Source organism: Actinoplanes nipponensis (assembly GCF_016862275.1).
Classification (GTDB): domain Bacteria; phylum Actinomycetota; class Actinomycetes; order Mycobacteriales; family Micromonosporaceae; genus Actinoplanes; species Actinoplanes nipponensis.
The window spans coordinates 124103-149303 of record NZ_BOMQ01000043.1 but is presented as its reverse complement, the minus strand read 5'-3'; the positions used below and the strand labels follow the sequence as shown (position 1 = coordinate 149303).

Below are 25201 nucleotides of genomic sequence, written 5' to 3'. Positions count from 1 at the left end.
CGCCGGGCCCGGTGAGCCGGGCCGGGAAGGCCGCCCGCCTCGGCCGGTCCGCCCGCGGTCTCCCGGCCGCTCTGGCGGCGCTCGCCGTAGTGCTCGGTTCCGCCGTCCCGGCGCAGGCCGACCGGGCCCGGGACAAGCAGTGGTTCTGGAAGCCGCTCGGGGTCGAGCAGGCGCAGCGGATCAGTCAGGGCGCCGGGGTCGTCGTCGCCGTGCTCGACAGCGGCGTCGACGCCCGCCACCAGGATCTGCGCGGCGCCGTCGGGGCCGGTCGGCAGGTGGTGCAGAACAAGCCGGCCGGCAACCTCGACACCGTCGGGCACGGCACCGGGATGGCCGGCATCATCGCGGGGCGGGGGCACGGCGACGGCGCGGGCGTGCTGGGCATCGCGCCGCGGGCCGAGATCATGCCGATCACCCCGGCCAACGACGCGTACTTCGTCGGCCAGGGGATCCGCTGGGCGGCCGGGCACGGCGCCAAGGTGATCGTGCTGGCGTTCGCGATCGACGACGGCGAGAACCTGCGGGCGGCGGTGAGCGAGGCCGCCGCCGCGGACGTGGTGCTGGTGGGCACCTCGGGCAACAGCGGTGACAAGGGCAACGAGCCGGAGTATCCGGGCGCCTACCCGCAGGTGCTCACGGTCGGCGCGGTGGACCGCCGAAACAAGGTCGCCGCCTTCTCCACCCACGGGCCGCAGGTCGATCTGGTCGCGCCGGGCGTCGACATCCCCGCGCCCGCGCCGGGGAACGAGTACGTCACCGGCACCGGGACCAGCGCCGCCGCCGCGATCGTGGCCGGCGCGGCGGCGCTGATCCGTGCGCGGCACCCCGAGCTGCGGGCCGCCGACGTGGTTCAGCGGCTCACCGGCACCGCGATCGACCGCGGCGACCGGGGCCGCGACGACTACTACGGCTTCGGGCAGCTGGACCTGCTGGCCGCGCTGAACGACCGGACGACGGTCCAGCCGTCCACACCGCAGGTCACCGCGCCCGCGCCGGCGCCCGTGGCCGTGCCGGCCGATGACGACGGTGGCGGGGTCCCGCCCCTGGTCTTCGTGGCGGCGGGGGTGGTGCTGCTGCTCGGCGCCGCCGTCGGCGCCGTCCTGGTCGCCCGGTCACGCCGGGGCGCCCGCTGAGGCGATCCGTGCGGCGGGCCGGCGTACCCGATAGCGTCGGGGCATGGCCGAGCAACCGATGATCGTCGTCCGCGGCGAAGCGACCCGCGAGGTCCCGCCCGAGCTGGCGGTCTTCGCGGTGACTGTGTCCGCCCGCGACAAGGACCGGCAGACCGCGCTGACCCGGCTGACCGAGCGGGCCGCCGAGCTGCGCACCCACCTCGACGACTTTCCCGAGGCCATCGAGCGGCGGGAGACCAGCGGCGTGCAGGTGCACCCGGAGCTGAAGCGGGGTGGCGAGCGGATCTCGGCGTACACCGGCAGCGTCACCACCACCGTGACGGTCACCGACTTCTCGGTGCTCGGCGAGCTGCTGCTGCGCCTGGCCGACCGGGAGCAGACGTCGCTCTCCGGGCCGTGGTGGCAGCTGCGGCCGGGCAGCCGGGCGGGCGCGGACGTGCGGCGGGCGGCGATCGCCGACGCGCTGGGCCGGGCCCGGGAGTACGCCGACGCCGTCGGCGCGCAGGTGGACCGGCTGGTCGAGATCGCCGATGAGAACGCCGGCGGCGGCGGTCAGCCGATGATGCGGATGGCCGCGTTCGGTGGCGCGCCGGAGGCCGACCTGGATCTCGAGATCGACCCCCAGCAGCAGACCGTGAGCGCCTCGGTGCTGGTCCGGGTGACCATCACCGAGCCGACGGCGCTCAAGTAGGCCGGCCGGTCAGTTCTCCGGCACCCAGTTCATCGTGTCCGGGTTGGCGCCGGTGCGGCCCCGCTCCCCGCGGTTCAGCGCCGTGATGGTGCCCATCGCGCCGCCGTCGAGCGCGAAGTCGAAGATCTCGAAGTTCTCCCGCACCCGCTCGGCGGTGCTGGACTTCGGGAAGACGATGTCCCCGCGCTGGATGTGCCAGCGCAGCACCACCTGGGCCGGGGTCTTGCCGGCCTGCCGGGCGATTTCCACGATCGCCGGGTCGTCGAGCACCGCGCCCTGAGCGATCGGCGAGTACGCCTCGTTGGCGATCTGGTGCTCGCCGTTGTAGGCGCGCAACTCGTCGTTGGTCAGGTACGGGTGGATCTCGATCTGGTTCACCGCCGGCCGCACCGTGCTCTCGGCGAACAGCCGGCCCAGGTGGTGCTGGGTGAAGTTGGAGACGCCGATGGAGCGGGCCCGCCCGTCGCGGTAGAACTCCTCCAGCGTGCGCCAGGTCTGCACGAAGTCGCCGTCGTAGCGGCCCGGCAGCGGCCAGTGGATCAGGAACAGGTCGACGTAGTCGCTGCCCAGGGCCTTGAGCGTGGCGTCGAACTCGCGCCGCGCGTCGTCCGGCCGGTGCGCGCCGTTGTTGAGCTTGCTGGTCACGAAGAACTCGTCTCGGCTGCGCCCGGACGCGGCCAGGGCGGCGCCGACGCCGTGCTCGTTGCCGTACATCTGTGCGGTGTCGATGTGCCGGTAGCCGATCTCGATGGCGGTCTCGACCGCCGCCTGGGTCTCGGCCGGCGGCACCTGGAAGACGCCGAAGCCGAGCTGGGGGATGGTACGGCCGTCGTTCAGGCTGATGTCGGGCACTGCGGAAGCCATGGTGCTCCTCGTGATCGTCCGGGATGCGTACCGGTGGCTGTACCCGGGGCCCGGCGCGATCCACCCGTTTCGCCGCGCGCGCCGCTGTGATGGGCGAGACTCGGCTGCATGCGTCGTCGCGTGCTGCTCCGGATCGCCAACGTGAACCCGGACAGCGTGACGACCCACTCCGACCGGGTGCTCTACAGCGCGATCGGCGTCTTCATCGTGCTGTATTTCGCGTACGCGACGGTGGGCGGGGCGGCGTTCGTCGACGCCAGCGCCAACTACACCCATCCCTGGTGGCAGTGGCTGGTGGGGCCGCTGGTGGCGACCGGGGTGGTGGCGTACGACCGGGCGGTGGTGGGCCGGGTGGCGATCAATTACGAGCGCCTGGACTCGCCCGACCCGAAGGACCTGCTGCGCCGCCCCACGTTCAGCCTGTACGCGGGCCGGATCGGGCTGGCGCTGCTGTTCGCCGTGATCATCACCGAGCCGCTGATGCTGGCCCGGTACCAGGGCGAGATCGACAACCGGCTCAACGACGTGCACAACCAGCAGATCAGCGAGGTCGAGGTCAGCGGGGCGATCGCCGCGTACGACGCCCGGCTGGCGGTGCTGAAGAAGCAGACCGCAGCCGAGGACCGGGCGGTGCAGGCGCTCAACACCCGGGCCGCCGAGAAGCGCCGCGACGCCCGGGAGCTCTACCGGCAGGCGATCGCCGACTCCGAAGGCGACGGCGTGACCCGCCGGGCCGGCTGCCCGTCCGGCGGCTACTGCGACACGCTGGTCAAGCGGTCACGGGGGCTGGACGACCAGGCCGCCCGGCTGGACGCCCAGGCCGCGCGGTTGCAGGACACCCAGAAGGCGGCCCGGACGGCCCGCGCGGCCGAGGAGGCGGCGCTCACGGCGAAGATCGCCGAGCAGCGTACGGTAAACGCCGCGGCGATCCGGGCGGACGCGGGTTTCGGCGCCCGCACCAAGGCGATGTGGCACCTGGTGACCAGCGACTTCTGGGGCATCGGCGTCTTCTACCTGGGCATCGCCCTGCTGCTGGTGGCGCTGGACTGCGCGGCGGTGGGACTGAAGTTCGTCTCGCACGGCAACGCGTACGAGCGCGAGGAGGCCCGCCAGGCCCGCGGCCACGAGCACGAGGCGGCGATCGGTTACGAGCAGGGCCTCAAGGACATCCGCCGGTACGCGGAGGCGACGTCCCGGGTGATGGCCGAGGGCATCGGCAAGGCGTCGCGGGACGAGCAGCTCAACGACGTGGCGATCGAACGCGCGCGGGCGCACCTCTTCGAGACGGTGACGGGAAGCCCGCTGCCGCCGCTGCCCCCGGTTCCGTTGATCGAGCGCCACCCGGCCGCCCCACGGACGCAGCCCTACCGGGACCGGCTCCGGACGTAGTGCGCCGGGCCCATCGGCGCTACTATTTCACCCGGCGTACCGCCTGCCCACGCTCTGTTATCGGCGGCGCGCCGAGGTGCGGTGGAGGCGGCGATGACTCGCCGCCGCCGCCGTGACACCGTGGCGGTATGCACACGGTCGAGCTCACGGTGGATCCGGCCCTCGACGGGCTCGTGCGCTCGGTCTGGCAGCGGCTGCACGCGGCGGGTCTGCCCAGCCTGGCCACCCACCAGCACCCCACCAACCGGCCGCATCTCACCCTGGCGGCGGCGGAGCGGCTGACGCCCGAAATCACCACGGCGCTCGCCGGACTGCCGGTCGAGGCCGAGCTGGACGGGCTGATCTTCTTCGAGCGCGCGGTCGCCTGGCGGGTGGTGCCCACGGACGCGCTGCGTGACCTGCACGCCCGGGTGTGGCACGCGCTGCCGGACGGTGACCGCAACCCGCAGCACGCGCCGGGCAGCTGGGTGCCGCACGTCAGCCTGGCCCTGCGGACCCGCGATCAGTCCCGCTACGCCGGCGTGCTGCGGGATCTGCCGGTGGCCCGGGGCAGCTTCGCGCAGGCCCGGACCTACGACAGCGGGACCCGCGTGGTGACCGCGCTCAGCTGCTCCCCGCCGTACCGCTGACCAGCACCGGAACGGTGAAGGCGGCGCCGGCGCAGGCCGGCTGGGCGGCTGCGGCCATGGTCAGCCCGTCCGGCACGGTGAAGGCCGCGACGTTGTTGCGCGCCACGTCCCACCGCACCTGGAACGCCGGCCGCGCGACCGTGACCCCGCCGTCCAGGCAGCCGTTCTCCCGGTGCTCGTCGTCGGCCACGACGGTGCCCGGGGCGGCCCGGACCGCGGTGATCCGGATCGGGAAGTCGTGGTCGTTGGTGACCGTCACCGTCAGGTTGCCGCGGCGGCCCGGGGTCAGCGGCCGGTCGAGATCCGACCGGCCGAGCAGGTGGAGCTCGACGTAGGCGTCGGCGCCGGCCGGGGCGATCTCCGACCCGGCGATGTGCCAGTAGGCCCAGACCGCGGCGGCGTTGACCAGCGCGGCGGCGATGGCGGCGGCGGCCAGGATCGTCCTGGTCCGCCCGTCGAGCCGGCTCAGCCGGCCGCGCCGCCGCGGGTCGCGGACCTCGTCGTCCGGGTGCTCGTCGTCGAGGCCGGGTTCGTCGCGGTCGGCCCACGGCTCGGCCGCGAGGCTCTCGGGCGGCAGCGGGCGCACCACCGGCGCGGGGGGCTCCGCCCGGGTCGCGTCGTCCGGGTGTTCTCCGGCGTCACCCCGGCTGAGCTCGGCGCGCCTGGTCAGCCCGTTGCGGATCACGGCGTCACCCCGGCAGCGCGCGACCCGCGGACAGCGGCTGTCGAAGCGGCGGCGAACCGTCTGCTGAGCTGGCGCATACGGAGCATCCTCCTGCGGTGGTGCGAGGGCCGACATCACGTGTTCGTGCAGGTACCACGCTTCCGGAAAAGCGGGTCCGCCGTGATCGGTGATCCGTCCGCCGTTCCCGGCGCATAAATCGCTCATGAGCGGCTGTCCGGCTTAACCCGCACGGAGGAGGCCGGAACGCGAAAGGATGACGGCGCCGCGCTCCGGGCGGAGACGGCGCCCGCGCCGCTGGAGCAACAACGGGCCGCTAGCACCGTGGGGCCGGGACATCAAACCGGCGGTCGTCACTGTTCCCGGTCGGCGGCCCACAGTCGAGCGGTTCTCAGGTCCGCGGCTTGCGCGGGACGGACGACCGGCCAGCGTCGCCCGGGAGGCGTGGGCGGGGGAGCGCCCGGAGAAGAATCGACAAGAGGTCTTCTCCGTCCGGGCTCGGCACGCCGGCGCGCCCGGGTCGCCGTGATCGCGCTGCCGGCGCAGTCGGGCGAGGCGAGCGAACGCTTGGGCGTCCTGCGCATGGGTGTTCCTCCTGGAGCGGCTTCCGGGGATGCGGCCGGGGCCGGTACGACGGCCCGGCGCTGGGACAAAGATGACGGAGCCGCCGCGGCGAGGGCGATAGGGCTTCCGTTCGTCGTATCCGGGACGGCGATACCGCCCGGCGCCGCCGTCCGTACTAATCCCGATGGCTGACGGCAGCCCGTCCGCCAGCGGCCCCGATCTCGGCCCAGGCCGGCGACGACGTCTTTCACCTGGGCATCGGCCGGGTTAGCAGGGCCGGGCGGGCAGTTCAAGTCGGCCGCCGCCGCCCGGGCCCCGGAACGGCCCCGGGCGGTAGTTTTCCGGCGTCTACTCAGGCCCGTTCCCCGGGTTTTTCCGCGGTCCGGCCGGCGGTATCGGCGGCGATATCACCTGAAAGAGGCTTACGTTGGACGCTTCTGTCGGCGGGAGCGGCTCGGCGGCGCGCCCGCGGACGATGGGCCGCCGCGGCGCCGCCCGGCGGCCGTCACGCGGTGTCGTCACGCGCGAGATTGTGTCCGCCGGCGATATCGCCGGGGCGGTCCGGGACCCGTCCAAACGAACTTTATCGGCGGCCAAGGCCAGCTCAGCGCCGGTTTACGGCGTTGCGTCGGCCATGTTACGCGCCGAAACACTCATTGCGCTCTGGTAAAACTCTGTCGTCGGCATTGACCACTGTGGCGCCACCCCTCAATCCTATGGCGGCGGTTCGGCGGCTGTGCCGCCGGCAAGCCGTCGATACCCGTGGATTGATGATCCACTGTGAGTGAGCGGCAGGAGCAGGGCCCTGGAAACCTCGGCAACACAGCACTTCGACGTGGTCGTTGTCGGCGGCGGTACGGCCGGCGCGGTCGTGGCGTCGCGGTTGTCGGCCGACCCGGGGCTACGGGTGTGCCTGGTCGAGGGTGGCCCGTCGGACGTCGGCGACGACCGGGTCCTGCGCCTCCGGAACTGGCTGAGCCTGCTCGAGACCGAGTACGACTACGACTACCCGACCGTGCCGCAGCCGCGCGGCAACTCGTACATCCGGCACTCCCGGGCCAAGGTGCTCGGCGGCTGCTCCTCGCACAACACGATGATCAGTTTTCTGCCGCCGCCGGAGGACTTCGGTGACTGGGTCGCCGCCGGCGCCGAGGGCTGGTCGTACGAGGAGATGCTGCCGTTGTGGCGGCGGCTGGCCGTGCAGATCCAGCCGGTGGCGGCGCAGCACCGCAACGCGCTCACCGAAGCCTTCGTCGCCTCCTGCCACACCGCGCTCGGGGTGCCGGTGGTCGACGACTTCAACGCCGCGCCGTTCGCGGACGGCACCGGTTTCTTCCCGGTGGCCTACTACCCGGAGACGGGCATCCGCTCCTCGTCGTCGGTGGCCTACCTGCACCCCCATCTCGACCGGCCCAACCTCACGATCCTGACGCGGACGTGGGCGTACCACCTCGACACCGCGGGCGGCCGGGTCACCGGGGTGCGGGTCCGCGACGCCGACGGCGCCGAGAGCATCCTCACGGCGGGCCACGAATACGTGCTGTCCGCCGGCGCCATCGACACGCCCCGGCTGCTGCTGCTCTCCGGCATCGGCCCGGCCGAGCAGCTGCGCGGGCTCGGCATCGACGTCGCCCTGGATCTGCCCGGGGTGGGCGAGCACCTGCTGGACCATCCCGAGTCGCTCATCCTCTGGGAGGCGGCGCGGCCGGTGCCGCCCGAGACCGCGATGGACTCCGACGCCGGCCTGTTCGTCCGCCGCGACGCCGGCGACCCACGGCCCGACCTGATGTTCCACCTCTACCAGATCCCGTTCACCGTCAACACCGAACGGCTCGGCTACGACGTGCCCGCCCACGGGTTCGGGATGACGCCCAACATCCCCCGCCCGCGCAGCTCCGGCCGGATGTGGCTGACCAGCGCCGATCCGGCGGTCAAGCCGGCCCTGGACTTCGGCTACTTCACCGACCCGGACGGCTACGACGAGCGGACCGTCGTCGACGGGCTGCGCCTGGCCCGCCGGGTCGCCGCGACCGAGCCGTTCAAGTCGTGGATCGCCCGGGAGATCGCGCCCGGCCCCGAGCTGACCACCGACGAGGAGCTGTCGGCGTACGGGCGGGCCGCCCACCACACCGTCTACCACCCCGCCGGCACGTGCCGGATGGGCGCGGCGGACGACCCGGGCGCCGTGGTCGATCCGCGGCTGCGGCTGCGGGGGCTGGCGAACGTACGGATCGCCGACGCGTCCGTCTTCCCCACCATGACGTCGGTCAACCCGGTCGTCGCCGTGCTGATGATCGGCGAACGCGCCGCCGACCTCATCGCCGAATCCTCTAGCTGAGCGAGGCCCGCCATGCCGCCCACCATCGCTGTCGACCGGCTCTGGAAAGTCTTCGGCCCCAAGGCCGGCAAGGTCGTCGGCACGCCGCTGGCCGACCTGTCGCGCGCGGAGCTGCGCGCCCGGACGGGCTGCCTGGCCGCGGTGCGGGACGTGAGCTTCCAGGTCGAGCCGGGCGAGGTCTTCGTGGTGATGGGCCTGTCCGGCAGCGGCAAGTCGACGCTGGTGCGCTGCCTGACCCGGCTGATCGAGCCGACGTCGGGCGAGGTGCACATCGACGGCGAGCCGGTCCGCGCGATGAGCCCGAAACGGCTGCGCGAGCTGCGCCGGCACGGGGTGGCGATGGTGTTCCAGCACTTCGGGCTGCTGCCGCACCGGCAGGTGGTCGACAACATCGCGTACGGCCTGGAGATCCAGGGTGTCGGCAAGGCCGAGCGGCACCGGCGCGCCGCCGAGGTGTTGTCGCTGGTCGGCCTGGACGGTCACGAACACCAGTACCCGGATCAGCTGTCCGGCGGCATGCAGCAGCGGGTCGGCCTGGCCCGGGCGCTGGCCACCGACCCGGCGGTGCTGCTGTTCGACGAGCCGTTCAGCGCGCTCGACCCGCTGATCCGCCGGGACATGCAGGCCGAGGTGCGCCGGCTGCACGCCGAGGTCGGCAAGACCCTGGTCTTCATCACCCACGACCTGGCCGAGGCGCTCACCCTGGGCGATCGCATCGCGGTCATGCGCGACGGCCGGCTGGTCCAGGTGGGCACGCCGGAGGAGCTGGTCGGCGCCCCGGCCGACGACTACGTGGCCGACTTCGTCCGCGAGGTGCCGCGGGCCGACGTGCTGACCCTGCGCTGGATCACCCGGCCGGCCCGGCCGGACGAGGTCCTGGCCGACCAGCCGCTGCCGGCCGGCACGGTCATCCGGGACACCATCGAGCGGGTGCTGCGCGCGCCGCACCCGATCCCGGTGGTCGACGGCGACGAGCGGCTCGGGGTCGTCGACCGGGAGCAGTTGCTGCCGGCGCTGATCGGGCACCGGCCCCCGGTGCCGGCATGAGCGCCACCGTCACGGACGCCCGCGTCCCGGTGGCCGCGCCGGGCGAGGACGCGCCCGCGCCCGGCCCGCGCCGGCCGCTGCCCGGCCGGCGCCTGCTGGTCCCGCTGCTGCTGCTGGTCACGGCCGGGGTCTACCTGGCCGTACGCACCAGCGCCCCGGCGGACGGCGACGGGGCCGCGGCCCGGTTCTTCGGGGAGCTGCGGGACTGGGTCGACGCCAACCGCGACACCAGCCCGCTGTTCCTGTACGGCTTCAACTACCTGCGCCTGGGCGTGTCCCTGCTGGTCGACGCGATCCACGGCGCGCTGTACGGGCTGGGCTGGGCCGGCCTGGTGACCGCGGCGGGAGCCCTGGCCGCCGTGGTGGCCGGCTGGCGTACGGCGCTGCTGGCGGTGGCCGGATTCCTCAGCTTCGGCGTGCTGGGTCTGTGGGAGGAGAGCGTCGACACCCTGGTGCTGACGCTGTCCGCCGTGCTGCTGGCCGTGCTGATCGGCGTGCCGCTGGGTGTGCTGGCGGCCCGGGTGCCGGCGGTCGGCGCGGCGCTGCGCCCGGTGCTCGACGTCATGCAGATCATGCCGACCTTCGCGTACCTGGCCCCGATGACGCTGCTGTTCCTGATCGGCTCGCCGGCGGCGACCATCGCCACGCTGATCTACGCCATCCCGCCGGCCATCCGGATCACCGCGCTGGGCATCGGCGAGGTGCCGGCGGCCACGGTGGAGGCGGCCACCGCGCTCGGCTCGACCCGCTGGCAGCTGCTGGGCAAGGTCCGGCTGCCGCTGGCCCGCCCGACGATCGTCCTGGCCGTCAACCAGGCGATCATGATGGCGTTGTCGATGGTGGTGGTCACCGCGCTGATCGACGCGCCGGGGCTGGGCCAGACCATCGTGCAGGCGCTGGAGCGGGTCAACGTGGGCGCGGCCTTCGACGCCGGGCTGGCGATCGTCGTCATGGCGGTGGTGCTCGACCGGATCACCACCCGGGCGGCGCACCGGGCCGCGCCGACCGTCCACCGGTCCGTGCGGGTGCGGGCCGTCGGTCCGCTCGTGGCGCTCGCCGTGGTGGTGGCGGTGACCGTGCTGGGCCGGATGTCGTCGTGGGGCGCGGAGTTCCCGGCCGCCTGGCGCGCGTCGTTCGCCGTGCCGGTCAACGAGGCCACCCGGTGGGTCGAGTTCCACTGGTACGACGCCACCGAGGCGCTGAAGAACGCCGTCAGCGCCGTGCTGCTCGACCCCATCGAGACCGTGCTCACCACGACCCCGTGGTGGCTGTTCCTGGTGGCCGTCCTGATCTTCGGCGCGCTGGCCAGCGGTCCCCGGGCCGCCGTGGTGGCCGGGTTGGCCGTGGCCGGGGTGCAGGCCCTGGGCCTGTGGCAGCACGCGATGCAGACGCTGGCCACCGTCCTGGTCGCCACCGTCGCCACGATGGTGTTCGGTGTCCTGTTCGGGGTGCTGGGCGCGCGGCACGACCGCTTCGCGCGGGTGCTGCGCCCGGTGCTGGACGCGGCGCAGACCATGCCGTCGTTCGTCTACCTGCTGCCGGCCGTGGCGCTGTTCGGCGCCAGCCGGTTCACCGCGATCGTGGCGGCCGTGATCTATGCGGTGCCGCCGGTGGTGCGCCTGGTCGAGCGGGGGGTGCGCGACGTGCCGGCCACGGTGGTGGAGGCCGCGGTGTCGGCCGGCTCGACGCCGCGGCAGCTGCTGTGGAAGGTGCAGCTGCCGATGGCGCGGCGGGGCCTGCTGCTGGCGGCGAACCAGGGCATCGTGATGGTCCTCGCCATGGTGGTCGTCGGTGGCCTGGTCGGCGCCGGCGCGCTGGGCTACGACGTGGTCGCCGGGTTCGCCCAGCGCGAGGACTTCGGCCGGGGCCTGGCCGCGGGCTTCGCGATCGTGCTGCTCGGCGTGCTGCTCGACCGGCTGACCCAGGGCGCGGGCCGGCGCGCCGACCACGACCGCCTGCGACAGCCGGCGACCTGAGTTCTGTTCTCCCCTCTGCCGTCGTCCGGCGGCAAGCACCATCCGGAAGGAAACCCTGATGAGACAAGTGAAGGTTCGGCTCACCGCGGTCGCCGCGGCGCTGACGATGACGGTGGCGGTGGCGGGCTGTGGTGGCGCCAAGTCCGACGCCGGTTCCAGCGACGCGCCGGCCGCCGGCTCCAAGGGCACGGTGAAGCTGGCGATCAACCCGTGGGTCGGCTACGAGGCCAACGCCGCGGTGCTCGGTCACCTGCTGGAGAAGAAGCTCGGCTACAAGGTGGACAAGAAGAACCTCAAGGAGGAGATCTCCTGGCAGGGCTTCGAGACCGGCGAGGTCGACGCGATCGTGGAGAACTGGGGCCACGACGACCTGAAGAAGACCTACATCACCGACAAGAAGGTAGCGGTCGACCTCGGCCCGACCGGCAACAAAGGCGTGATCGGCTGGTACGTGCCGCAGTGGATGGCCGACCAGTACCCCGACATCACCGACGGCAAGAATCTCAACAAGTACGCCGATCTGTTCAAGACCTCCGAGTCCGGCGGTAAAGGCCAGCTGCTCGACGGCGACCCGTCGTTCGTCACCAACGACGCCGCCCTGGTGACGAATCTGAAACTTAACTACAAGGTCGTCTACTCCGGCAGCGAGGCCGCTCTGATCAAGGCGGCGCAGCAGGCGACGGCGCAGAAGAAGCCGCTGCTGTTCTACTTCTACGAGCCGCAGTGGCTGTTCGCCAAGGAGAAGTACGCCCGGGTGAAGCTGCCGGCGTACACCGCGGGGTGCGACGCCGACCCGAAGAAGGTCGCCTGCGACTACCCGGACTACGTGCTGGACAAGATCGTGAGCAAGAAGTTCGCCGACACCAACAGCCCGGCGTTCCAGCTCATCAAGAACTTCCAGTGGACCAATGACGACCAGAACCTGGTCTCGGACTACATCACCAACCAGGGGATGACCGCCGAGGCCGCGGGCGAGAAATGGGTCAACGAGCACGAGGCCACCTGGAAGCCCTGGATTCCGGCGACCAGCTGACAGACGCAATGTCCGACGGGCGTCGCGAGTGCCGTGCTGTGCTCACTCGCGACCCCGAAGGGCCCCGCCGGACCGACGATTCCGCTTCGCTTCGTGATCGAAATCTGATTGCAACGTTCCGGCAGGACGCTGATGCCCTTCATTGATGATCGGATCTAGCCACCGCATCCGCCGATCCGATCTTGCGGAACCGGGCGCCGAGCGTTTAGTTTCGCATTCCTCAGCCGTACATAGTGGATCACTCAGCCGGGCTCATCGCCTCGTTCCCATCCGACCGACAGGTCACCGCCCCAGACGAAGGAGAGATCGCGTGTCCGCACGGAGTCGTCCCGGGGCGGTTCGCCGATGAGAATTCCCCGCCCCCGCCAGGCCGACCACGACGCCGGCCCCACGCCCGCGGCCGCGGCCCGGGCCCCGCTGGCGCCGGCCTCCGGTTCCGGCGGCACGATCCGTCGCCGCGTCGTCCGCACCCTGACGCTGCCCGTCGTCGCCGTCCTCGTGCTGCTGGGCGTCATCACCGTCACCGAGGTCGACAACTACCGCACGGCCGCCGCCTCGGCCCGCGCCGTCACCCTGGTCCTCGCGGTCCAGGACCTCGTGCAGGAGCTGCAGACCGAGCGTGGCCTCACCGCCGGTCTGCTCGGCGGCAACGTCGGCTTCCGCGCCGAGCTGGCGCCGGCCCGCAAGCGCGTCGACGACCAGCGGGCCAAGGTGGAGGACCTGGTCTCCTCGGGCGGCGTCGCCCAGGAACGGGTGGCCACGGCCGTCCGGGAGCTGGACGGCCTGGCCGGCGTCCGCGCGGGTACGGACGCCAAAGCCGCCGACCGCGCGCCCACGTTCGCCTTCTACACCGACCGCATCTCCCAGCTGAGCAATGTCGACTACGGCCTGGACAGCTCGGCCGACCCGGCCCTGCGGCGCGGCGTCTCCGCGCTGGAGGCCCTCGGCGACGCCAAGGAGAGCACCGCGCAGGAGCGGGCCTTCCTCAACGGCGTCTTCTCGGCGAGCGGCTTCAACCGCGGCGAGTTCCTGCAGTTCGTGACGATGCGCTCGGCCAAGGACGCGGCGCTGGCCGCGTTCACCCGCTACGCCGACGACACCCAGCGCAAGGCCAAGGACTACGTGCTGGGCACCGGCGCCGCGCAGACCGCCGCCTACTTCGAGCAGGTCGCGCTCAACGCCGGCGACGGCCGCAACCTGCAGGTCAACCCGCAGTCCTGGTGGTCCTCGCAGACCACGGTGCTGGACGACATGGTGCAACTGCAGCAGCACGTCGGCTCGGTCATCCGGGCCCGCGCCGCCACCCTGCAGGATGAGGCCACCCGGCGGATGGGCCTGCTGGTCGGCGCCGTGCTCATCTGCTTCGCCGGCTCGGTCTACCTGGCCACCGTGGCGTCCCGCTCGATCGCCGCGCCGCTGGCCACGCTGGCCGACGAGGCCAACCGGCTGGCCGGCGAGCGGCTGCCCGAGGCCGTCCGCAAGGCGACCGCCGGTGACGGCGACGCCCCGCCGTTGACCGTCGCCGTGCCCGCGGGGGCCAGCGACGAGGTCCGGCTCGTCGCCGACGCGCTGGACCGGGTCCAGGCCACCGCGTACGCGCTGGCCACCGAGCAGGCGATGTTGCGGCGCAGCACCACCGAGTCGCTGGCCAACCTCGGCCGCCGCAACCAGAACCTGCTGCGCCGGCAGCTCGGCTTCATCACCAGCCTGGAACGCGAGGAGTCCGACCCCACCGGGCTGGCCAACCTCTTCGAGCTGGACCACCTGGCCACCCGCATGCGCCGCAACGCCGAGAGCCTGCTGGTCCTCGTCGGCGCGGCCAGCCCGCGCCAGTGGTCCGAGCCGCTGCCCATCGCCGACGTCATCCGTGCCGCCGTCTCCGAGGTGGAGGAATACCGCCGCGTCGCGCTGCGCCGGGTGGACGACGCGCTGGTGGCCGGGGCCGTGGTCAGCGGTGTCGCGCACATGCTGGCCGAGCTGGTGGAGAACGGCCTGGCCTTCTCGCCGCCCGACGCCGACGTGGAGATCCAGGGCCGCCGGATCGGCGACAGCTACCTGATCGCCATCACCGACCAGGGCATCGGCATGAGCCGGGCCGACCTCGAGCTGGCCAACCAGCGGCTGCGCGGCGAGGGCGACTTCATCACCGCGCCGACCCGCTTCCTGGGCCACTACGTGGTCGGCCGGCTGGCCACCGACATGGACATCGACGTGCAGCTCGCGCCGTCGCCGGTGACCGGGGTGACCGCCCGGATCGTGCTGCCGCCGTCCATCGTGGTCGGTCTCCAGTCGGTGACCGCGCCGCCGCCGCAGCCGCGGGTGGCCGCCGAGGAACGCCGGCCGCTGGAGGCGCCGCGGGCGCTGGAGGCGTCCGACGCGGCGGTGACCCAGGTGCTCACCCTGCCGCCCGCCGCGCCGCCGGCCGCGCCGCCGCCGGCCTCGGACGGCCGCATCCGGCCCAGCAAGATCGAGTACGTGACCGTGCCCGGCAGCCCGGCCGTCCGGCGCCACCCGTCCCCGGAGCAGCCGGCCGCCGCGGGCTCGCCGACCGCCCGGTACGAGGAGGCGATGACCGCCTCGACGCTGGGGATGGACATGTACTCCTTCGCGCCTCAGCCGGACGACGCCGACCGCACCCCCAACGGCCTCAAGAAGCGGGCGCCGCGGGCCCGCAAGACGGCCACCTCCGGCACCCCGCAACCCGCCGCGGCGCCCACCCGGACAGCCGAGCGCCCGGCGCCCGTCGGCGACTCGCCGGACGAGGTCCGCGCCCGGCTGACCGCGTTCCGCAGCGGCGTGCAGCGCGGCAGCACCGACCCCACCGGCCGGCCATGACCCGCACCCCTCCCCACCCCCGCGACGAGGCCGAAAGAAGTTCCCATGAGCGTTGACACCTCTGCCGACCGGCACCAGTTCAACTGGCTGCTGGGCAACTTCGTCCACCAGACCGACGGGGTCCGCGACGCGGTCGCGGTGTCGTCCGACGGGCTGCTGATCGCCAGCTCCGACGGCCTGAGCCGGGCCGAGGCCGACCATCTGGCGGCCATCGTGTCCAGCCTGGCCAGCGTCGCCCGCAGCGCCTCCCGCCGGTACGACTTCGACGGCCTGAAGCTCATCATGATCGAGATGCGGCGGGGCTTCCTGCTGGTGTCGGTCATCGCCGGCGGGAGCTGCCTGGGTGTGGTCGCGGGGGGCGACAGCGACGTGGGCCTGGTCGGCTACGAGATATCCCTGCTGGCCGAGCGGTTCGGCGCCCTGCTCACCCCGGCGCTGATCTCCGAGTCCCGGCAATACCTGCCGCGATGAGCCACCGGGGGGAGTGGGGCCCGGACCCTCGCATGATTCCGTACGCGGAGCCGGCCGCGCCGTCCTGGGCGCAGCCGCCGCCCGGGCCGGCCCATGCCGCTCCTGAGCCGGGCGACGACCTGGTCGTACGGCCGTTCATGCTGACCGGTGGCCGGACCCGCCCGCTGCACGACGGGCTGCGGATCGAGACGCTGCTGCATGCCGCCCCGGCCGCGCTGTCCGCCCCGCTGCGTTTCGAGTCGCGGCGCATCGTCGAGCTGTGCCAGGCGCCGATGTCCATCGCGGACCTGTCGGTGGCCCTGCGGGTGCCGCTCGGCGTGGTCCGGGTCATCGTCGCCGACCTGGTGACGGACGGCTACCTGCGGATCGAGGAGCAGCTCGGCGAGCTCCCCATCGCATTGATCGAGAGGATCAGGGATCGTGTTCGGGCGCTCTAGTGAGCCGGCGCCACTGCCGCCGGTGGCTGTCAAGATCGTCATCAGCGGCGGGTTCGGCGTCGGCAAGACCACCTTCGTCGGCGCCATCTCCGAGATCGAGCCGCTGGTCACCGAGGCCGAGATGACCGAGCGGTCGATCGGCATCGACGACACCTCCGCGGTGTCGGGCAAGACCACCACCACCGTGGCGCTCGACTTCGGCCGCATCACCCTCGACGACGCCCTGCTGCTCTACCTGTTCGGCACGCCCGGGCAGGACCGGTTCGCCTTCCTCTGGGACGACCTGGTCGACGGCGCGCTGGGCGCGATCGTGCTGCTGGACACCCGGCGCATCGAGGACTGCTTCCCGGCGATCGACTACTTCGAGGAGCACGAGATCCCGTTCCTCATCGGGGTCAACGCCTTCGACCAGGCCCAGCGCTTCGACCTCGAGGAGGTCCGCGACGCGCTGGGCATCGGCCCGGACGTGCCGGTGCTGGAGTGCGACGCGCGGCACCGCGAGTCGGTGAAGCAGACCCTGGTCGCGCTCACCGAGGAGGTCCTGGCCAAGCGGCTGAGCCGGGAACGGCCGGTGCCGACGTGGTGAGCCCGCTGACGACGACCCTGAAACGGAGCACGATGCGCGTACGTACCGCGGTCGCCCTGCTGAGCGTGGTGGCGCTGGCCGCCTGCGGCGACTCGTCCCAGGCGATCACCGCGCCGCCCGGGGTGGAGCGGACGCCGTGCGGCACCGTCACGATCGCGGTCAACCCCTGGGTGGGGTACGCCGCCAACGTCGCGGTGGTCAGCTACCTGCTCAAGCAGGAGCTGGGCTGCACGGTGGTGGAGAAGGACCTCACCGAGGACGAGTCCTGGGCCGGCCTGGCCAGCGGCGAGGTGGACACCATCCTGGAGAACTGGGGTCACGACGACCTCAAGAAGACCTACATCGACGACAAGAAGGTCGCCGTCGAGCAGGGCCTGACCGGCAACAAGGGCATCATCGGCTGGTACGTGCCGCCGTGGCTGGCCAAGGAACACCCGGACATCACGAAGTGGCAGAACCTCAACAAGTACGCCGACCTGTTCAAGACGAAGAAGTCGAAGGGCCGGGGCCAGCTGCTCGGCGGCGACCCGTCGTTCGTGACCAACGACGCCGCGCTGATCAAGAACCTGAAGCTGGACTTCACGGTGGTGTACGCGGGCAGCGAGGACGCGCTCATCGCCGAGTTCCAGCGGGCCGAGACCGAGCGGAAGCCGTTGATCGGCTACTTCTACGCCCCGCAGTGGCTGCTCTCCGAGATCGACCTGGTGCACATCCCGCTGCCGCTGTACAAGCCGGGCTGTGACGCCGACCCGAAGACGGTGGCCTGCGACTACCAGCCGTACGACCTCGACAAGATCGCGCGGAAGGCGTTCGTCGACTCGGGCAGCCCGGCGGCCGACCTGATCAAGAACTTCCGCTGGACCAACGACGACCAGAACGAGGTCGCCCGGGACATCACCGTCAAGAAGCTGTCCCGCGACGACGCCGCCAAGCGCTGGCTGGACGCGAACCGCGCGACCTGGCAGGAGTGGCTGCCGGAGCGTTAACCGGCGACGGCGCGGCCCAGCACCAGGATCGTGTGGATGTCCATCCGCAGGGCGCCGCCCCAGCCGTCGATCGCCGCGCGCAGGTCGGCCAGGGTGCGGCGCTGCTCGGCGGGCGTGTGCCGCCGGTACGTGGAGAACGTCCGCACCAGCCCCAGATACTGCTCGGTGCTGAACACCGGGTGCCGGTGCCACTCGTGCACCGCGGTGTCGGCGAACAGGCCGCTCTGGTCCAGCTCGGTCCGGGCCCAGTCGACGGGGCGGTCGTCCACGTTCCGGGCCGGGTCGATCGCCTGCATGATGGCGTCGACGGCGGCCTGCTGGGCCGGTTCGGCGTACCCGTGACGGTTGTGGAGGATCGCCAGCGTGCCGCGCGGCCGCAGCGCCGCGTGCACGCGCCGGTCGCGGGTCGCCGGGTCCAACCAGTGCCAGGCCGTCGCGCAGGCGACCAGGCCGACGCCGCCGGGCGGGGGCGTCCACTGCTCGAAGGCCGCGGTGACGACCTCGGCGGCGGGGAACTTGCGCGCGAGGACCCCGGCCATCCGCGGGTCGGGTTCCACCGCGGTGACCGGCGCCCCCAGGGTGAGCAGCAACTCCGTGGCCTTGCCGGTGCCCGCGCCGAGGTCGGCGACCGATTCCGGGATGCCGCCGTGGTACGCCGTGAGCGTCTCCAGCAGCTCCGGGGGATAGCCGGGCCGGACATCGTCGTACAGGGCGGCGACCTCGCCGAAGACTCGCGACATCGGGCCACCCTAGCTACGCTGCGCCGCATGCGGCACGTCATGAACCCGGCCGGGCTACCGCCGACCAACGGCTACAGCCACGCCGTCACCTTCACCGGCACCCTGGTCGCGGTCTCCGGCCAGGTGCCGCTCGACGCCGAGGGCCGGGTGGTCGGCGCCGACGACCCGCGGGCGCAGACCCGGCAGGTCTTCCACAATCTGCGGGTCGCGCTCGCCGCCGCCGGCTCCGACCTGGCGCACGTGGTGAAGCTGACCGTCTTCCTCACCAACATGGGCGACCTGGCCGACTTCCGGTCGGTCCGCGACGAGTTCCTCGACCCGCGCCGGCCCCCAGCCAGCTCCCTGGTCCAGGTCAGCGGCCTGGTCCATCCCGCGTTCCGGATCGAGATCGAGGCGCTGGCCACGGTCGGGACCGAGCCGGGCGGGGACGCCCCGGCTTCCGGTTCCGCCGGCCGGTAGGGCCCTGGCCGGACCGGCGCCGCGCCTCAGGGGGACGGGCTGGCGGCGGGACGCGGCGGGTCGGTTCGGTCGCAGGCGCCCAGCAGGAGCAGGCCGGTCAGGCCGAGGAGCAGCAGCACGGCGATCGCGAACTCCACCAGGTCGCGCCGCCGCACGTGGTGTCGCGACCGGCCGGGCGGGGGTTCGTACCACGAGGATTCCGACACCCGTCCAGTCTGGTCGCGGCGCCCGTCCCACCGCGATCGGCGAAATACCCCAAAACTTCTAGCTTCTTTCCGGCACCACTCGGGTGGCCGGTCGCTCGTTGAATTCTGCTTCCATGGTCGGATGGATGAGACAGCCCTGCTCGCGGCGGCCCGTGCGGGGGACGCCGACGCGTTCGGACGGCTGGTCGGCGGGCATCGCGCCGAGCTGCTCGCGCACTGCTACCGGATGCTCGGCTCCCGGCACGACGCCGAGGACGCGCTCCAGGAGTCCCTCGTCCGGGCGTGGCGAGCCCTGCCCGCGTTCCGTGCCGGCGCCCTGCGGCCCTGGCTCTACCGGATTGCCACCAACCGCTGCCTCACCCTGATCGAGCAACGGGCCCGGCGCGCGCTGCCCGCCGATCTCGGCCCCGGCGCGCCGCTGACCGAGGTGGCCTGGCTGGAGCCGTACCCGGACCGGCGGCTCGGCCCGGAGGCGACCGCCGAGCAGCGCGAGAGCATCGGGCTGGCGTTCGTCGCCGCGCTGCAACACCTGACCGGGCCGCAGCGGGCCGTGCTGCTGTTGCGCGAGGTGCTCGGGTTCTCCGCCGCCGAGGTGGCCGCGCAGCTCGGCACGACCGTGGCGGCGGTCAACAGCGGCCTGCAACGCGCCCGCGCCACCCTGGCCGGGCGGCGGGCCGCACCCGGCGGCCCGCCACCGCCGGCCGACGCCACGATCAAGGAGCTGGCCGGGCGGTACGCGGCCGCGTGGGAGGCCGCCGACGTGGACGCGATCGTGGCGCTGCTGACCGAGGACGCCACGTACTCGATGCCGCCGCTGCCCGAGTGGTACCGCGGGCGAGCCGCCGTCCGGGAGTTCCTGCTCGCCGGGCCGCTGCGGCACCGCTGGCGGTTCGCGCCCGCGCACGCCAACGGCCAGCTCGCCTTCGGCACCTACCTGTGGGACGACGACCGGGCCGCGTACGCGTGGGCCGGCCTGGACGTGTTGCGCCTCGACGGGCCGCGAGTGGCCGAAGTGGTCTCGTTCCTGACCGACGGCCTGTACCGCGACTTCGGCCTGCCCGATGAGTTTCCGGCCCGGCCGGGGTTGTGAGGGCATGTTGCTCAGTGGAAAGAACGCGATCATCTACGGCGCCGGCTCGATCGGCGGTGCGATCGCCCGGGCGTACGCGGCCGAGGGCGCCCGGGTCTTCCTGGCCGGCCGGACCCGCGCCACCCTGGCCGCGGTGGCCGGCCCGATCGGCGCGGAGATCGCCGAGGTCGACGCCCTGGACGAGCGGGCGGTCGACGAGCACGCCGACGCGGTGGCCGCCACCGCGGGCGGCATCGACATCTCGGTCAACGTGATCGCCGACCACGACGTGCAGGGCACACCGATGACGGACATGGCGCCGGACGACTACCTGAGCCCGGTGGTCACCAACGTCCGGTCGAAATTCCTGACCGCCCGCGCCGCCGCCCGGCACATGAAGCCGCGGGGCTCCGGGGTGATCCTCACCTTCGGCGGTTCGGGCGACCGCACCGCGAGCGGCCGGTTCCGTCTCGGTGGCCTGCAGACCGCCTTCGAGGCCGTCGAGGCGATGCGCCGGCAGCTCGCCACCGAGCTGGGCCCGTACGGGATCCGGGTGATCACGTTGCGGACCGGCGGCATCCCGGAGGCCGTCCCGGCCCGGTACAAGGGCCGGGCCGAGATCGCGGCCCGGCTGGCCGCGGACACCGCGCTGGGCCGCGCCGCGACCCTGGCGGACGTCGGCCGGGTGGCGGTCTTCGCCGCCTCCGACCACGCCCGCTCGATCACCGGCGCGGCCCTCAACATGACCTGCGGCGCGGTGCTCGACTAGGAGCCCACCGCCTGCACCATGGACACCGCGAACAGGCCCGCCGGGTCGGTCCAGAAGTGCCGCAGCTCGAAGCCGGCCGCAGCCAGCTCGGCGCTCAGCCCGTCCCGGCGGAACTTGGCCGAGATCTCGGTGCGCAGCTCCTCCCCGGCGGCGAAGTCCACGGTCAGGCCGAGGTCGCGGATGTGCACGCGCTGCGCCGACGTGGCCCGGAGGCGCATCTCGATCCACTCCCGCTCGGCGTTCCAGAGCGCCACGTGGTCGAAGGCGGCCACGTCGAAGTCGGCCCCCAGCCGGTGGTTGACCACCCGCAGCACGTTGCGGTTGAACTCGGCGGTGACCCCGGCCGCGTCGTCGTACGCCGGCACCACCACCGCCGGGTCCTTGACCAGGTCGGTGCCGAGCAGCAGCCACTCGCCGGGCTGGAGCACCGCCCGCAGCCGGGACAGGAACTCGGCACGCTCGGCCGGGACCAGGTTGCCGATGGTGCCGCCGAGGAACGCGACCATCCGGTTGTCGCCGTCCGGCAGGTACGCCAGGTGCCGGGTCAGGTCGCCGACGACGCCCCGGACGGCCAGCCCGGGATAGCGCCCGGCGAGCCGGTCCACGGCCTCGCCCAGCGCGGAGGCCGACACGTCCAGCGGCACGAAGGCGCCCAGCGTGCCGTGCGCGAGCAGCGCGTCGAGCAGCAGCACGGTCTTCTCCGACGACCCGGAGCCGAGCTCGACCAGCGTCTTGGCCTCGCTGATGCGGGCGATCGCGCCGGCCCGCGCGGTGAGGATCGCGCGCTCGGTACGGGTCGGGTAGTACTCCGGCAGCCGGGTGATGTCCTCGAACAGCTCGCTGCCCCGGGCGTCGTAGAACCACTTCGGCGGCAGCCACTTCGGGGCCGCGGTGAGCCCGGTGGCCACGTCGGTGCGCAGCGTACGGTCGAGGTCCTGATCGTCGAGATGGATCTCCAGCGCGCTCATGATCTCCCTAAGACGGTGATGTCCAGATCGGACGGGGTGGCGACGAGCAGACGGCCGTCCGGCACGGCTCGCCAGGCCGGGCCGGGATCGAGGGGTTCGGAGCTGACCAGCACGGACGTGGTGTCCGCGCGGACGGACAAGGCGTGTCCGGCGGTGCTGGCCACGACCTGCCGCCCGTCGGTGAGCAGCAGGTTGAGCCGGGAGCCGGGCGCGGCCGCCGCGACCTCGGTGACCGTCTCGGCCACCGCCTTCGCGGCCGGCACCCCGGCCCGCAGCCGGTCACGGACCAGCGCCCAGAGCAGTGCCGAGTCGGTCGGTGCGTCGAGGGTCAGCAGGTCACGCACCGGCAACCGGGCGGCGATCCCGGCCACCGCGTCGGGCCAGCCCCGGACGACGCCGTTGTGACTGAACAGCCACGGCCCCTCGGCGAACGGGGCCGCGGCCGTCTCCACCACCGGCATGCCGGTCGTGGCCGAGCGGACCGCGGCGAGCACGCCGCCCGCCCGGGTGTGCGCGGCCAGCGCCGGCAGCGCGGCGTCCGACCACATCGGAGTTGCGCGGCGGTACCGCACCGGGTCGGCGCCGTCGCCGGGATACCAGGCCACGCCGAAGCCGTCGGCGTTGATCGTGCCCCCGCCGCGCATGTCGAGCGGCGCCCACGCCTGCCGGGCGAGGGCGTGCGGCGCGTCGAAGAGCAACCGCGCCAGCTGTACGGGGGCGCCGAGATAAGCCAGGTGGCGGCACATCAGTCGGCGTCACGGGCGCAGCGGAAGCCGCTGAAGATCTGCCGCCGGACGGGGTGGTCCCAGTTGCGGAACGTGCCCCGGCAGGCGGCCCGGTCGGTGCCGAACGAGCCGCCCCGCAGCACCTTGTAGTCGCCGCCGAAGAACACCTGGGAGTACTCCTCGTACGGGAACACGGCGAAACCCGGGTACGGGTGGAAGCCGGAGCTGGTCCACTCCCACACGTCGCCGATGAGCTGGTGCACGCCCAGCGGCGAGGCGCCGTCCGGGTAGGCGCCGACCGGGGCGGGGGACAGGTGGCGCTGGCCCAGGTTGGCGTGCCGGGGCTCCGGGGTCTCGTCGCCCCACGGGAAGCGCCGGGAGCGGCCGGTCGCCGGGTCGAACCGGGCCGCCTTCTCCCATTCCGCCTCGGTCGGCAGCCGGCGTCCGGCCCAGGCCGCGTACGCCTCCGCCTCGAAGTAGCAGACGTGCACGACGGGCTCGTCCGGCCCGACCGGCCCGGTACGCCCGAACGTCGTGGCCGCCCAGCCGTCCCCGTCCCGCTGCCAGTGCAGGGGCGCGGTCAGCTGCGCCTGCTGCCGGTGCGCCCAGCCCCGCTCGCTCCACCAGCGCGGGTCCCGGTACCCGCCGGCGGCGATGAACTCCGCGTACCGGCCGTTGGTCACCGGGGCGGCGTCGATGAAGAAGGCCGGCACGTCCACCGGATGCGCCGGCCGTTCGTTGTCCAGCGCCCACGGCTCGGTGTCGGTGCCCATGGCGAACGGTCCGCCGGGGATCAGCACCTCGCCGGCCACCGGCACCCGGGCCGGCGGCGGCGGGTCCGCCGTCAGCACGGGCGCGCCCGCGCGCAGCTGGTGGGTGGCCAGCATGGTCTCGTCGTGCTGCTGCTCGTGCTGGACGATCATGCCGAAGGCGTAGCCGTCGGCCAGCAGCGGCCGGTCCGGGTCCAGCGGGACCCGGTCCAGCACGTCGAGGGCCTTGTCGCGGACCTGCCCGACGTAGGCGCGGGCCTCCGCCGGGCCGAGCAGCGGCAGCGCCGGCCGGTCGCGCCGCGGGTGCTTGAACGCGTCGTAGAGCTCGTCGATGTCGCGGCGCACCGGCTCGCGGCCGCCGACGTCGCGGACCAGCCAGAGCTCCTCCTGGTTGCCGACGTGGGCCAGGTCCCAGACCAGCGGCGACATGATCGGTGAGTGCTGCCGGACGAGATCGGCGTCGTCCACGGCGTCGGTCAGCCCGGCCGTCCGGGCCCGGGCCCGCTCCAGCTCGGCGGCGACGGTGAGGCGCAGGTCCTGGGTCATCGGTGCGCGTCCTTCCGGAGGCCGGCGCGGTGGAGGCGCCGGTCGACGATGTCGGTGACCACGTCCCGCACGGCGGGCGGCAGGCCGGTGTGGTCGAGGTTGCGGCAGGCCAGATCCAGCAGGCCGGTGGCGGTACGCCGGATCGCCGGGTCGGCCAGCCCGGCGCGGGCGGCGATCAGCCACTGCCCGGCCGTGGCGGCGGCCACCCCGCGGGCGGCGTCGGTGGTCGGGTCGTCGGCCAGCAGCGCCGCCACGACCGCCACCGGCGCGATCCATTCCGTTCCGGGCTGGGCGTCGAGGTAGCGGACCTCGAGGTAGCCGCGCGGCCGGACCGGCGGGAACAGCGTGCTCAGGTGGTAGTCCAGGTCGTCGCGGCGGGGTGGTTCGCCGAGCGCCCCGCCGATCCAGTCGGCGAAGGTGACCTCCGCCGGCACGTCCCACGCCCGGTCGCCGCGGCGCACGCACAGCAGCGGCGCGGCGAGGGCGTACTCGGCCCAGCCGGCGGCCGGGTCGCCGGGCGTGCGGACCGGGGCGGTGCGGCGGGGGTCGATGCCGTACCAGGTGGCCATCCGGGCCGAGGCCCACCCGGTGTCGCGGCCGGCGTGCCGGCCGGAGGTGGCGAACGCGGCGAGCAGCGGCGGCCCCATCTCGTGCAGGGCGGCCCAGCGCCGCGGCAGCTGTTGCTCGGTGCCGGCGTCGAGGCAGACCTGCAGGCCGGCGGTGCTGCACATCATGGTCCGGCCGTGCCGGCCGGCGGCGTCGAAGCTGCGCTGCATGGCGGCGTACCGCGGGGTGTGCAGCATCCGGCGGGGCGACCGGTACGGGTCGAGGCCGGAGTCGCCCAGGACCAGGCCCGAGCGGGCCAGTAGGGCGGACAGGTGCGCGTGATCGGCGCTGAGGGATGCGTGCAACTCGGTGAGGGAGCCGGCCGGCGCCGAGGAGATCTCGAGCTGGCCGCCGGGCTCGACGGTCACCGCGCCACCGCCGGGTAACGGTTCGCCGGGGTGGGGATTGCCGAGTGCGGGTGGTGCGTGGGTGCCCAGTGCTGTGCGGAGGTGCGCGGCTCGCAGGTAGGCCGCCGGGGCGTCCGAGCGGTGGACGGTCCATTCCAGTTCTACCCCGATGCGCCGGGGCGGTCCGGTCTTGAAGCAGATGCCGGAGATGTGCTCGGCGGCCTGGGCGAGATGCCGCAGAACGCCGTCCGACATGGGGTTGTCGCGACTGAAGGTAGCCATGCCCCTCCCCCGAGTAGTCAGTCCGCGTCGGACCTTACCGACAAAGAACCGTC

The 25201-nt window shown here is 73.2% G+C and carries 24 protein-coding genes; 16 read left to right on the top strand and 8 right to left on the bottom strand.

What is annotated here, in order from left to right:
• Both Ani05nite_RS17665 and Ani05nite_RS17660 read left to right on the top strand, forming a co-directional pair.
• A partial coding sequence (locus tag Ani05nite_RS17665; RefSeq protein WP_203769579.1) for a S8 family serine peptidase occupies positions 1-1133 on the top strand: 1133 nt, incomplete at its 5' end.
• A 43-nt stretch (positions 1134-1176) separates the two neighbouring features.
• The gene (locus Ani05nite_RS17660; protein WP_203769578.1) at positions 1177-1824 is read left to right on the top strand and encodes an SIMPL domain-containing protein; all 648 of its coding nucleotides are present in this window, start codon (positions 1177-1179) and stop codon (positions 1822-1824) included.
• Between the two features lie 9 nt (positions 1825-1833).
• On the opposite strand, the gene Ani05nite_RS17655 is transcribed toward Ani05nite_RS17660, so the two are convergent.
• Positions 1834-2688, bottom strand: coding sequence for an aldo/keto reductase (locus Ani05nite_RS17655; RefSeq protein WP_203769577.1), 855 nt, complete (start codon positions 2686-2688; stop codon positions 1834-1836).
• A 108-nt stretch (positions 2689-2796) separates the two neighbouring features.
• On the opposite strand from Ani05nite_RS17655, the gene Ani05nite_RS17650 reads away from it, so the two are divergent.
• Entirely contained in the window at positions 2797-4077 is a 1281-nt protein-coding gene (locus tag Ani05nite_RS17650; RefSeq protein WP_203769576.1) for a DUF4407 domain-containing protein, read from the top strand.
• A 128-nt stretch (positions 4078-4205) separates the two neighbouring features.
• Positions 4206-4706 (top strand): 2'-5' RNA ligase family protein, encoded by a 501-nt coding sequence (locus Ani05nite_RS17645; RefSeq protein WP_203769575.1) that lies wholly within the window; start codon positions 4206-4208, stop codon positions 4704-4706.
• Here the strand turns inward: Ani05nite_RS17645 and Ani05nite_RS17640 are convergent.
• A complete protein-coding gene (locus Ani05nite_RS17640) occupies positions 4681-5391 on the bottom strand; it encodes a hypothetical protein (protein WP_203769573.1) in 711 nt (236 codons plus the stop codon). The genes Ani05nite_RS17645 and Ani05nite_RS17640 overlap by 26 nt on opposite strands.
• 1396 nt (positions 5392-6787) lie before the next feature.
• Between Ani05nite_RS17640 and Ani05nite_RS17635 the strand changes: the two genes are divergently transcribed.
• From Ani05nite_RS17635 to Ani05nite_RS17595, 9 genes are all read left to right on the top strand, one after another.
• A complete protein-coding gene (locus Ani05nite_RS17635; RefSeq protein ID WP_203769571.1) occupies positions 6788-8290 on the top strand; it encodes a GMC family oxidoreductase in 1503 nt (500 codons plus the stop codon).
• 12 nt (positions 8291-8302) lie between these two features.
• On the top strand, positions 8303-9337 hold the full coding sequence (locus Ani05nite_RS17630) for a quaternary amine ABC transporter ATP-binding protein (RefSeq protein ID WP_203769570.1): 1035 nt from the start codon (positions 8303-8305) through the stop codon (positions 9335-9337).
• Positions 9334-11313, top strand: a complete 1980-nt coding sequence (locus Ani05nite_RS17625) for an ABC transporter permease (RefSeq protein ID WP_203769568.1) — start codon at positions 9334-9336, stop codon at positions 11311-11313. Before Ani05nite_RS17630 ends, Ani05nite_RS17625 begins: the two co-directional genes overlap by 4 nt.
• A gap of 58 nt (positions 11314-11371) precedes the next feature.
• Positions 11372-12346, top strand: coding sequence for an ABC transporter substrate-binding protein (locus Ani05nite_RS17620; RefSeq protein WP_203769566.1), 975 nt, complete (start codon positions 11372-11374; stop codon positions 12344-12346).
• A gap of 345 nt (positions 12347-12691) precedes the next feature.
• On the top strand, positions 12692-15181 hold the full coding sequence (locus Ani05nite_RS17615; protein ID WP_203769564.1) for a sensor histidine kinase: 2490 nt from the start codon (positions 12692-12694) through the stop codon (positions 15179-15181).
• Between the two features lie 45 nt (positions 15182-15226).
• Positions 15227-15652: a roadblock/LC7 domain-containing protein gene (locus Ani05nite_RS17610; protein ID WP_125804641.1), complete on the top strand. Its 426-nt coding sequence runs from the start codon at positions 15227-15229 to the stop codon at positions 15650-15652.
• 32 nt (positions 15653-15684) lie between these two features.
• Positions 15685-16089 (top strand): DUF742 domain-containing protein, encoded by a 405-nt coding sequence (locus Ani05nite_RS17605; RefSeq protein WP_239130127.1) that lies wholly within the window; start codon positions 15685-15687, stop codon positions 16087-16089.
• The gene (locus Ani05nite_RS17600) at positions 16070-16675 is read left to right on the top strand and encodes a GTP-binding protein (protein WP_377882530.1); all 606 of its coding nucleotides are present in this window, start codon (positions 16070-16072) and stop codon (positions 16673-16675) included. Before Ani05nite_RS17605 ends, Ani05nite_RS17600 begins: the two co-directional genes overlap by 20 nt.
• A gap of 32 nt (positions 16676-16707) precedes the next feature.
• Positions 16708-17661: an ABC transporter substrate-binding protein gene (locus Ani05nite_RS17595; RefSeq protein WP_203769558.1), complete on the top strand. Its 954-nt coding sequence runs from the start codon at positions 16708-16710 to the stop codon at positions 17659-17661.
• Here Ani05nite_RS17595 and Ani05nite_RS17590 read toward each other — a convergent pair.
• The gene (locus tag Ani05nite_RS17590; RefSeq protein WP_203769556.1) at positions 17658-18401 is read right to left on the bottom strand and encodes a class I SAM-dependent methyltransferase; all 744 of its coding nucleotides are present in this window, start codon (positions 18399-18401) and stop codon (positions 17658-17660) included. The two genes, Ani05nite_RS17595 and Ani05nite_RS17590, sit on opposite strands and share 4 nt — an antisense overlap.
• A 27-nt stretch (positions 18402-18428) precedes the next feature.
• Here Ani05nite_RS17590 and Ani05nite_RS17585 point away from each other — a divergent pair, with 27 nt between their 5' ends.
• The gene (locus Ani05nite_RS17585) at positions 18429-18860 is read left to right on the top strand and encodes a RidA family protein (protein WP_203769554.1); all 432 of its coding nucleotides are present in this window, start codon (positions 18429-18431) and stop codon (positions 18858-18860) included.
• A 26-nt stretch (positions 18861-18886) separates the two neighbouring features.
• Here Ani05nite_RS17585 and Ani05nite_RS17580 read toward each other — a convergent pair whose 3' ends face one another.
• Positions 18887-19066 carry a hypothetical protein gene (locus tag Ani05nite_RS17580; RefSeq protein WP_203769552.1) on the bottom strand — a complete coding sequence of 60 codons (180 nt, stop codon included), beginning with the start codon at positions 19064-19066 and terminating at the stop codon, positions 18887-18889.
• 121 nt (positions 19067-19187) lie between these two features.
• Here Ani05nite_RS17580 and Ani05nite_RS17575 point away from each other — a divergent pair, with 121 nt between their 5' ends.
• Both Ani05nite_RS17575 and Ani05nite_RS17570 read left to right on the top strand, forming a co-directional pair.
• Positions 19188-20156: an RNA polymerase subunit sigma-70 gene (locus Ani05nite_RS17575; RefSeq protein ID WP_203769551.1), complete on the top strand. Its 969-nt coding sequence runs from the start codon at positions 19188-19190 to the stop codon at positions 20154-20156.
• A 4-nt stretch (positions 20157-20160) separates the two neighbouring features.
• On the top strand, positions 20161-20904 hold the full coding sequence (locus Ani05nite_RS17570; protein ID WP_203769549.1) for an SDR family NAD(P)-dependent oxidoreductase: 744 nt from the start codon (positions 20161-20163) through the stop codon (positions 20902-20904).
• Here the strand turns inward: Ani05nite_RS17570 and egtD are convergent.
• The 4 genes from egtD to egtA are packed head-to-tail and all read right to left on the bottom strand — an operon-like array spanning position 20901 to position 25148.
• The gene (gene egtD / locus Ani05nite_RS17565; RefSeq protein WP_203769547.1) at positions 20901-21872 is read right to left on the bottom strand and encodes an L-histidine N(alpha)-methyltransferase; all 972 of its coding nucleotides are present in this window, start codon (positions 21870-21872) and stop codon (positions 20901-20903) included. The two genes, Ani05nite_RS17570 and egtD, sit on opposite strands and share 4 nt — an antisense overlap.
• Positions 21869-22618, bottom strand: a complete 750-nt coding sequence (gene egtC / locus Ani05nite_RS17560; RefSeq protein ID WP_203769545.1) for an ergothioneine biosynthesis protein EgtC — start codon at positions 22616-22618, stop codon at positions 21869-21871. Before egtC ends, egtD begins: the two co-directional genes overlap by 4 nt.
• The gene (egtB, locus tag Ani05nite_RS17555; RefSeq protein WP_203769543.1) at positions 22618-23913 is read right to left on the bottom strand and encodes an ergothioneine biosynthesis protein EgtB; all 1296 of its coding nucleotides are present in this window, start codon (positions 23911-23913) and stop codon (positions 22618-22620) included. The genes egtC and egtB overlap by 1 nt, the downstream gene beginning before the upstream one ends.
• The gene (egtA, locus tag Ani05nite_RS17550) at positions 23910-25148 is read right to left on the bottom strand and encodes an ergothioneine biosynthesis glutamate--cysteine ligase EgtA (RefSeq protein WP_239130124.1); all 1239 of its coding nucleotides are present in this window, start codon (positions 25146-25148) and stop codon (positions 23910-23912) included. Before egtA ends, egtB begins: the two co-directional genes overlap by 4 nt.
• Between the last annotated feature and the right edge of the window lie 53 nt (positions 25149-25201).